This is a genomic window from Oscillatoria sp. HE19RPO (genome assembly GCF_024220515.1).
Lineage (GTDB): Bacteria > Cyanobacteriota > Cyanobacteriia > Cyanobacteriales > Laspinemataceae > Laspinema.
This window is the reverse complement of record NZ_JAMXOT010000081.1, coordinates 1-10180: the sequence shown is the minus strand read 5'-3', so window position 1 is coordinate 10180 and position 10180 is coordinate 1. Positions and strand designations below refer to the sequence as shown.

At 50.9% G+C, this 10180-nt stretch carries 8 protein-coding genes; all 8 read right to left on the bottom strand.

From position 1 onward, the window contains the following. Positions 1–192: 192 nt before the first annotated feature. Positions 193–873, bottom strand: coding sequence for a low-complexity tail membrane protein (locus tag NG833_RS08420; protein ID WP_254564847.1), 681 nt, complete (start codon positions 871–873; stop codon positions 193–195). A gap of 174 nt (positions 874–1047) precedes the next feature. Next, entirely contained in the window at positions 1048–4206 is a 3159-nt protein-coding gene (infB, locus tag NG833_RS08415) for a translation initiation factor IF-2 (RefSeq protein WP_254564846.1), read from the bottom strand. Between the two features lie 64 nt (positions 4207–4270). Further along, complete coding sequence (locus tag NG833_RS08410; RefSeq protein WP_254564845.1) at positions 4271–4570, bottom strand: hypothetical protein; 300 nt, start codon at positions 4568–4570, stop codon at positions 4271–4273. A gap of 42 nt (positions 4571–4612) precedes the next feature. Continuing rightward, entirely contained in the window at positions 4613–4900 is a 288-nt protein-coding gene (locus NG833_RS08405; protein WP_254564844.1) for a YlxR family protein, read from the bottom strand. Positions 4901–5116: 216 nt separating this feature from the next. Continuing rightward, on the bottom strand, positions 5117–6382 hold the full coding sequence (gene nusA / locus NG833_RS08400; protein ID WP_254564843.1) for a transcription termination factor NusA: 1266 nt from the start codon (positions 6380–6382) through the stop codon (positions 5117–5119). A 240-nt stretch (positions 6383–6622) separates the two neighbouring features. Beyond that, complete coding sequence (gene rimP, locus NG833_RS08395) at positions 6623–7087, bottom strand: ribosome maturation factor RimP (RefSeq protein ID WP_254564842.1); 465 nt, start codon at positions 7085–7087, stop codon at positions 6623–6625. Positions 7088–7886: 799 nt separating this feature from the next. Next, positions 7887–9776, bottom strand: coding sequence for a hypothetical protein (locus tag NG833_RS08390; protein WP_254564841.1), 1890 nt, complete (start codon positions 9774–9776; stop codon positions 7887–7889). A gap of 191 nt (positions 9777–9967) precedes the next feature. Next, positions 9968–10180 (bottom strand): hypothetical protein (locus NG833_RS08385; RefSeq protein ID WP_254564840.1); only part of this gene is annotated, 213 nt, incomplete at its 5' end.

Sequence of the window (10180 nt, the reverse complement as noted above, 5' to 3'; positions counted from 1 at the left end):
TAGGGTGTTCCAACAAATAAATCATCCAAATCCCGATGGTTAAGCACCTAACTATATTAGCCCGCGCAGGCGGGCTTTGTCCGTGTAGCCCCACCCTTAAGGGTGCGGGTTTTTTGGGTATTTTATTTTTTGGAGTTCCCTTATAGACAGGATTTACGCAAATTTGGACGGGTGAAGGAGTGCCATTTGGGGCTAAGGTTCGGAATTTTCAGGGGGAACCGGAGAGTCCACTGGAGGCGGAATGGGGTCAGAAATGGGTTGAGGGGAAGCCAATTCGACCGGGATGGGAGGTAGGGGTAAAATTTTCTGGACTTTCCAACCGGGGATGGTAAAAATTCGGGGAAGTTGGTCCACCGGAACCGGGGATGTGGCGGCAAATGTGGGTTCGGGGGTGAGTAAGACGGCGAGGACGCTTACGGGGACCTGTAGAAAGAGATTAGCGCCGAAAAAGCCCAGGGTGGCGATCGCTAGTCCGAAAAGATGGGATTGGGGTAAATAAGCACCAATCCCCGCAGCGACGGGGGACCACAGATAAAGATTCCAGAGAATGGCGACTAATCCCACGGGAACTAATAGGGCCAACCAACGGTTCCGCGCTCTTAAAAATAAGCTGAGGATCCGTCGTTGTTCTTCGGTGAGGGATTGGGGGGCGATCGCCACGAACAGCAAACTAAAAATATAGAATGGGCGCGTCCATTGCATCCATAGCACAGGCAACAGACCGATTGCCGCAACCAACAGCAATTCCAAACCACCGGAGAACAGCGGGTCACCCACGGACAAACCGACCCAAGTCAGTTCGAGAAACAGGGGGACAGCCGCCGCACCTGTTAGATGAATCCAAAAATAGGGATCAGAGCGAAAAGAAACCATGAAACAATCCAGGATTAGGGATGAAGAATCAGGGGTGAAGGATGAAGGGTATAAGGATGACAAATGACAAATGCGACAAATGACAAATGACCGGCTAACCGTTAACTTTAAATCGTTAACGGTTGCAATCTCCTTTACCCTTCACCCTTAAGCTGTGACACTTTCTGCCCACCGTTAAGCTGGGGAAAGAGTGCGGCGCTTGGTAACCATCCGATAGGCCTCGATGGTATCTCCTTCGAGCCAGGTACTGAACTTATCAATACCGATACCGCATTCAAAGCCACTATTGACTTCCTTGGCATCATCCTTAACCCGTTTGAGAGAGTCGAGAACACCTTCATAGATGACCTCTCCCTTGCGATGAACCCGCACCTTACAGTTGCGGATCATTTTACCGGAGAGTACATAACAGCCGGCGACAGCACCGCGACCAATTTGGAAGACAACCCGGACTTCGGCCTGACCGAGGGGTTCCTCAATCAATTCAGGATCCAGCAGACCTTCCATTGCCCCTTGGATATCATCCAGGAGGTTATAGATGATGTTGTATTCGCGAACATCAACTCCCTCGCGGTCAGCAGCCTGACGTGCACCGCTGGCGAAGGTGGTGTTAAACCCAACAATGACCGCATCAGAAGCGGCAGCGAGGTCAACATCGGTTTCGGAGACTTCTCCGGGAGCGGCCAAGAGGACGCGGACTTGGACTTCATTTTGGGGGAGTTGTTTTAAGGAGCCAATGATGGCTTCGATGGAGCCTTGAACGTCGGCTTTCAGAATCAGGTTGAGTTCTTTCAACTGACCTTCTTGAGCGCGAGCGCTGAGGCTGTTGAGGGTAACCCGACGAGAGTTGAGGGCTTGATTGAGACGAGTTTCGCGATTGACATCGGCGCGATCGTCAGCAACGGCCCGAGCGTCTTTTTCATTGGGGAAGACATCGAACTCATCCCCGGCTGAGGGGACCTCGTTTAAGCCTAGGACTTCGACAGCAAAGGACGGGGTAGCGATTTCCACACGATCGCCGCGATCGCCTACCATTGCCCGGACTTTACCCATTGTGGAGCCTGCGACCAAAATATCCCCAATATGCAGGGTGCCATTTTGCACCAGCAGGGTGGCCACCGGACCGCGAGCTTTATCCAAATGGGCCTCAATCACGGTCCCTTTCGCAGCGCGATTGGGGTTAGCCGAGATTTCTTCGATTTCTGCCACCAAGATAATCATCTCTAGCAGGGTATCCAAGTTCTGCCCTTGAATCGCACTCACCGGAACCATAATCGTGTCGCCCCCCAATTCTTCGGGGACCAGACCGTAATTCATCAGTTCCTGCTTAACGCGGTTTAAATCGGAATCCTGCTTATCGATTTTGTTGATAGCGACCACGATGGGCACTTCAGCAGCTTTTGCATGGCTGATGGCCTCAATGGTTTGGGGTTGGACCCCATCATCGGCAGCGACCACCAGAACGGCGATATCCGTCACCCGGGTTCCGCGAGCACGCATGGCCGTAAAGGCTTCGTGACCCGGAGTATCCAGGAAGACGACTTGATGCATCGCGCCTTTATGTTCCACATCGACATGATAGGCCCCGATATGTTGGGTAATCCCACCGGCTTCTCCTTGAGCCACCTTCGTTTTCCGGATGGAGTCGAGGAGGGTGGTTTTCCCGTGGTCCACGTGGCCCATAATTGTTACGACGGGAGGACGAATCTGGAGACTTTCCAGGTCGCTGATGTCGATCATCTCGCTGACCTTTTTGGCTTCCGATTCCACTTCAGCGATCTCGACGTTGACCTCTAGTTCTTCCGCGACCATTTTGGCCGAGGGAATATCCAGGGTTTGAGTAATGTTTACGGCAATCCCTTTGAAGAAGAGGGTTCTGACGATATCAGTTTCGGGAACAGCCAAGGCATTGGCCAGTTCTCGCACGGTCATCGGTTGAGAGATGACGATTTGATCTGGACGTTCTTTTTTGTCAGTTTTGTCCTGACGACGGCCCCGAGATTTACTACTACTGCCGGAAGAGTCGCGATTGGTATTGGGTTTTTTGGGTTGACGACCGGTGATGATCGCACTACTCCGGGGGGCCGGGGCAGTTTTGGGTTTAGGCGGACGGGCGATCGACAGGCTCAGAGCGGTATCTGACGAGTCATCCGTATCTAAATCGCTTTCATAATCATCATCATCTTCATCAGCCAGAGGTTTGAGTCGCCGCTTAGATTTCGCAGCGCCCTTCCCGGCTTTTTCATCTAAGTCTTGCATCTCGTCTTCTTCGTCCTTGCGTTTTTTCAAACGCTTGGGAGGACGAGGGGGAGTTTTCAGTTGAGGACGGGGAGTTTCGTTATCGTCCTCAACGAAGGATTCTGCCTCAGTGTTGGAGATGTCTTCATCCGACGAGGCGCGATCGCGTAACTCCTTAGCTTTGGCAATGGCACTGTCACCTTCCCCGGATCGACGGGGCCGGACGAGTTCCGTCACGGGTTTAGGCTTAGGTGCAATTCCAGCCTGGGGACTTTCTCGACGGGAATCGCCGTCCTTACTGACCGATGGGGTTGGTGCAGAGGGCGCGGGGCGAGAGGGCGCAGCGGGCTTGGCAGCGCGAGGCGCGCCTGGGCTACTGGGGCTAGGAGTTTTCGCGGCCCCTGGGGAGGAACTGTCGTCTTTCTTGGACGGGGGTTTGAGTACAGGTCGGTCCAATTTACCGGACTCAGTTTTCCGGTCAGAGGAGCGCACGGGGCGGACGGGGGGAGCTTGCAGTTCTTGCAAGTCTTCCTCAGAGACTGGATTATTGCCCTCTCTTTGGTCCCCTTTGGGTTCCGAGACCCGCTCAGGGTTGGGCTCAGGGGCGATCGCCGCTTTTTTGGCCTCGTCCTGAGCACAGAATTCCTCTTCTAGGTTTTGGGAGTCGGGTAAACTGGGATCGCTGTCGTTATTACGCACAGGTCGATTCAACATCATCTGCTTATTTTGATTGGCATCGGATGAGCTCATTGCATTGGGGGAGGCACTATCTTCTAATAAGGTTTGTCCCCCAACTTGATTGTTATTATTGCGGTAAGGTTGTTTTCGGATTTCCAAAATTTCCTGTTTTTTCTTAGCGTTTGAAGGGTTTCCCAGTTCTGAGGCCGCTTGTTTTTCTTTGGTTTTGGCGGCTCCATTCGCTTTTTCGGGATGATTCATGACGAATTTTTCGATGCGCTGGGCCTCATCTTCTGAGATGGTACTACTATGGCTTTTAACTGGAATGTTCAGTTGTTCGCAAACTGCCAAAATGTCTCTGTTTTCCAAATTCAATTCCCGTGATAACTCGTATATTCTCACTTTTCCGTTGTTCATAAAACCTCCGAACGGCGGATCCCGCCCTTCGATTGTGGATCCTGGGATTTTTCACCCTGAGTGTTCAGGTTTTTCCCCAGCTTAATGTTTGAATCGAAGAGGGTCGAGCCGGTCTTTTAGTGCGATCGCCGCCGGGAGACCGACAGAACCCGTTAATGGCATCGGCTTGTTGGGCGTTATTGTTGACCGGCTGGGATACCAACGGACAACCGCATATCGAGAGAGCCGCACGCTCGTCTCCCACGTCAGGCACGGCGCTTCGCCGGTTCAGGCGAAACCGCGTCTTCTGTTCTAGTCTTGCACGAATTTCTATAGAACTGGGGATGTTAGGGTCTATAGGGTGGGGTTGTTTTTTGGGGTTCAAAGGAGAGGGATAACTCCGGGAGGTCTAATTTAGTTCGGGTTGTTATGGGGTTGGGTTTGCTGGCGGGCGATCGGATCGATCGATCAGCGGTAACCGTTGCCCTAGGGTTGAATACAGTTCTGGAGGAACCGCCGCTTTAAGCGATCGCCCCAGTCTATTTTTCTTTTGAGCCATTTTCAGGCAAGAGGCTTCTGGACAAAGATAGGCCGAACGCCCCATACCCGTATCTAATTGTACCCGATCCGATGGGTAGAGTTTGACGATACGCCAGAAGGCTTCTTTCGGTGCAACTTTACGGCAACTAATACAACGTCGGTAGTTTGGTTTCATACGATGACGGCGCTTCGGTTTGTCCTTCCGACGAATTGAATCGGATTGGCAAGAGACGCTTCAGGGGTCAACTCCCCCGAGGAGCGTCTTTCGCTAATGCTTTCCTCCCAGTTTCCTTGCTAGTTCTCCCTCCCAAAGCTCCCCCGGACGCCTTCTAGTTATTATCCCAAAGGCTTCCCCCAGACTCCAAGAGCAGTGGCCAATTTTCCCTCAACCTCAAGCCGTTCTTTGCACCGAACTGGCAGTTGAGGTTTCCTCTAGCTCATCGACGGCTTCCTCCATGTCCTCCTCCATGTCCTCTTCTTCCTCGTAGGAAGATTGAACCCTAGAGGACTCGTAAGAAGCATCGTAGTCGTACTTCGCACTATCCTTGATGTCGATTTTCCACCCGGTCAAGCGGGCTGCCAGCCTAACATTCTGGCCTTCTTTCCCGATCGCCAAACTCAGCTGATCCTCGGGAACCAAAACATGAGCCTGTCTTGCTTCGGGATTCACCAACCGCACCTCATCCACTTTAGCGGGACTCAGGGCATTTGCGATATAAGTCGCTGGATCCGGTGACCAGCGAATCACGTCGATTTTTTCCCCCCGGAGTTCGTTCACCACGACTTGGATCCGCGATCCCCGCGCTCCAATACAGGCTCCCACCGGGTCCACATCCCGCTCTAGGGTATCCACAGCAATTTTAGTCCGGGGCCCAACATGACGCGAAGGAGGATTGGCTTCGCGCGCAACGGCAACAATCCGCACCACCTCATCCTCAATTTCCGGCACTTCGTTGGCGAATAAATAAACCACCAATCCGGCATCCGCCCGAGAGACCAACAATTGAGGGCCTCGGCTGGGGCCTTCCCGCACCTTCTTCAAGTAGACCTTAATGGTCGTGTTGGCGCGATAATTATCGTTCGGTAACTGTTCCCGTTTAGGCAGTTCCGCCTCCACTTCCGGTTGTCCAAACCCACTATTCACCGCCAGAATCACCGACTGGCGGTCAAATCGCAGGACTCGCCCTTGCAACACCGTGCTTTCTAAGTCCTCAAACTCTTCCTGCACAATCTTGCGTTGCTGATCCCGTAGTTTTTGCTGGAGCACCTGCTTGGTCTGAATCGCGGCCATTCGACCAAACTCTCGTTGGTCTGGGGTCACGTCCAACACCACCGTATCCCCCAGTTGAGCTTCGTCGGCAACTTCCTGAACCTCTTTTAAGGAAATCTCATGGTCCCCACTACTGACCGATTCCACAATGGTCTTCGTGGAGAGGACCCGAAAGCCTTCCTCTGCAATATCCAGTTCGATTTCAAAATTATCAAAAAAATGTTCATCGAAATGGATCTTTTCCATACTAATCGTGCGCCTGTAGCGCTCGTATCCTTTCAAAAGCGCTTCGCGAAGTGCCGCTTGCACGGCTTGCTTCGGTAAATTCCGCTCTTGAGAGATACTGTCAATCATCTCCCGGAGTCCGGGGAGGCTGACCATTGCCATAATACTTGCCTCCGTTGTTCTATTTAGAGTTAGAGATAACAGGACGAGGATTCCAAACCTGCTTTGTTCAGAATCTCCTAGAGCATCTTGGATGAAATACATCAGACAAGACACCCGGTTTCTGACCCGACCAAAGCTGCTCATCAGTAGAGAGCAGGTCAAGAAATTAGGTGGTCTTCCCACTTCTGGACCCACCCCCTAGGGATCTACCTGCCTTTGCTGATGCGAACCCGTCCTTGGTTATTCTTCTCGATCTACGAGTTGCACTTTATTGATAAGGGGTCGAGGAATTGCCGTGACTCGACCTTTACGGTTGAGATAAACGGCAGTTTCGTCCCGCTTCACGAGTCTACCTTTCCACTCTGTATGCCCCTGATAGGGTTCCAGGGTTTCCACAACTGCGGGAAACCCTTTGAATGAGATAAATTCTCGGTCTGTGGTAAGCTGCCGCGAGATTCCAGGACTGGAAATTTCTAAAACGTAGGTATCCGGGATTATCTCCCGTTCGTCTAAGCTGCTTTCCAACGCCTTGCTCATGCGTTCGCAGTCATCCAAACTGGTGTCTGTGCTGTAGTTGCGGATGTCCACTCGCAGTACGGGCGGATTCAGGTTGGTATGAAAGACCGCTGCCACCACTTCTAATCCGAGAGATTCGGCGATGGGGGTAGCGATTTCGATAATTTGTGGGATCAGGGGATGAGTCATGAGACAGATTTGAACAAAAAAAGTGGGGGTTGACCCACTTCAAAGCGAAAAAACTCTTCACAGAAGTTTGGGAATGAACGGCGTTCTCTTCCCTTTGGCGGCAGGGATTTCTACGGTCTATCGCTTGTCGTTGCTCAGACAGTAAAAATCAACTTGCACGCTCTGACGGCAAGCCTTTGGGGTGGCTTTCCGGGGAAGGAGGGCGCGATCCAACCGCTGGGGGGCCAGGAACAAACAGGGGTCTGATCGGAGCCTCTGTCAGTTTAGCCTCGGCGATCGCGGCTTTTCTTTGGCTTCCCCTATTGCATATTCCAATGCCCTAGGGACTGCTACAGTCGAGTTCAACCGTTCGGGGACCTTCCAGCTTGATTGGTGTCTTGCTGCCCGGATGGAACCAGTTTTCCTCCTGTTCGCACTAAACCTGCCCGCTTTCCTAGATGCCCCACTCCAATTTTAAGGTTACTCTTTTGGAGATGCCAGTCTTTTAGGAGCGAGTTTGCCGGTTAGACAGGGGCGATCGCCATCCCCCCTCTGACGGACTGCACTGAACGCACCCTGGGGGAAGTAGACGCTTTCCGATAGTCAGGCCATTCGGCCCCCTATTCTCAACTATCTAATGGTTGAATGCCTTTGTCGTTCCATTTTACACGATCTCCCCAGGGATTGACCGATCGGGTCTCAACTGGTCATTGGTTGTTGGTCATTGGTCATTGGTCATTGGTCGTTGGTCATTGGTCGTTGGTCATTGGTTATGGGTTGTTCGTCTCTTGACAAATGACAGATGACAACATCCACTTCCCTAACCCCTATTCTCCTTTCCAGGCAGCTTGATCTTCCCAGTCGCCCGTTTGCGAAGGGCTTCGGTTTCGTCAAATAGGTCCTCGGGGTCCGATTCTTCCATTTGTTGAACGTAGTTAACCTTAATTTCTTCCAGTAAGGACGAAATCAAATACTCAAATTCCCCGATCGTATCTTCTCGTCGCAATTCTTTTCGCAACGCACTGCCGAAATGTTCCACCAGTTGCTGGGTCAATTTTTCCCCCACTGGGTCCGGGGGTGCATGAACGATCGCCTCATACGCATTCTCAGGCCCCTCAGTCACCAGCCTCGATACCCGTTTGACTAACTGTTCCGCCATTTGATGCGATAAATCCCCAAACCCCGGCAACTGCTGAATCCGCCGATATAACTCCGAGGATTTCATCGTACTTTCCATCTGATGAGACAGCAGCGCCTGTAAATCCGGCTGCACTTCCGGCAGCACTCGACAAACAGCTATTTCTAACAATCGACTAGAAATCGCTTGCACTTCGTTAATCTCATTAAGATCAATATACTCTTTCTCTGCTGGTTCTAATAAACTCCGGCTGATTTGTCCACTCTCTACACTCCCTTTCATCTGATTAATAGTTTGAACCACCACCACTTCCGTCAGTTCTTTGGCAAAGTTGGCTACAAACCCCAAGCGGGCTTGCTTTTGCACCCACTCAATGTTCATCAGATTGGCTTCATTAAGGCGAATTACTACGGGAATCACCCGCAACCATCGCCAAAAAGGAATGAGCAAAATCAAATCATACCATCGCCATAAAATCGCCCCTTCTAACGTCATGTTGGGGTGACGTCGCACGATTAGCCAGCTTCTAAATAACAAGTCAACGAAGAAAATAGCCATAAAAAAGATATCAATCAGCCAAAACCGATCCATATATTCATTCGCTACCCCATAATGCCTAAAATAATTCGTTTGCATGGGAAAGCGAATTTCTTCATTAAAAAAGGCTAATTCATTTTCCCATCCGTTGGCCTGGAAGTTGTCCTGACTCCAGAACGTTTGGAAAGCCTTACTAGAGGATTTGTCCGCCCAGAGCACTTCTGGTGCTAACAGTTCGATGACATCCAGAATCAATCGCGGACCTTGGGGACGGGCTTCTGTTCGCGAATAAATATGTCGGCGCATATTATTTTTAATCAGTTCTAATGTGCCATTTTTATGAGCACGCTCAAAGAAATTTTGGTTAATCATCGCCGTACTGAGTTCTCGCAATTCCTCCAGTAACGGTTCTACTCGGTCGGATTGCAAGCCATCGCGCTGTAACTCAACCGTCAGACTATCAACGAGGAGGAGATAGTTTTGGGTGTCGCGATAAGGTTCAATTCCTTTAACGGCATCATAAAACAGTTGGGGTTCATAAAATGTCATTAAAAATCGGATATCCCGATTAAAAAAATCCATCGCTTCCCGCCATCCGACGGCATTTAAGTATTCACGAGTCCAAAAGGCTAGGAAGGCTTGGGTGGCATTTTCTGCCCCCATTACGGTTTCCATGCGAGTTTTGATTTCTTCTAAGGCTCCATAACTGCCCGTGACTCGAAATCGTTCTTCATCGACGAGTTGAATGCTCTGTTCCCTTAATTCGGCTAATAAGGGTTCAACCTGGGGGTCATCTAATCCATTTTGCTGTAAGAGGGCTTGCAGGCGATCGACTTTGGTCAGATATCTTTCCCGTTTGGTTGTTCTAAATCTTTCTAAAAATAAATCCCCCCGGAGGTATAAGTCTCGTCCTGGAACGTAGCTGAGGTCAAAGAGGACGAGGGCTAAGTTAACTAAGGCGATAATGGCGACTAATTTCTCTACTAAACTCAGCCAAGGGGGGAGGTTTTCACGATAACGTTTTTTGGAAGGCATAATTGCAATTGCAGGTGAGAGGGGGTGGGTTTGAAATCATTTTTGAAGTTGGTTTTAAAGCCGCCAAAATATGGGCAGGGGTATTAAAACTTAATCCTTAGCAGGAATAGGGTAACTGAAATCTGTGGGTTCTGGCAAGGACCACTGGGGGGAGAGGGTTGTGGCGATCGCCATGACGGGAGGACCCCACCCTAACCCTCCCCTTGCCAAGGGGAGGGGACCGGAAGTCCCCTTACTCTTAGGTAAATATCCATGAACGTAAAAAACCTACTTTTGTAAGAGAGGGTTGGGGCGATCGCCATGACATGAGGACCCCACCCTAACCCTCCCCTTGCCAAGGGGAGGGGACCGGAGGTGCTGTTATACCAAATCCGGGTATGAAAAGTCGTTTTTATGGAGTAGCC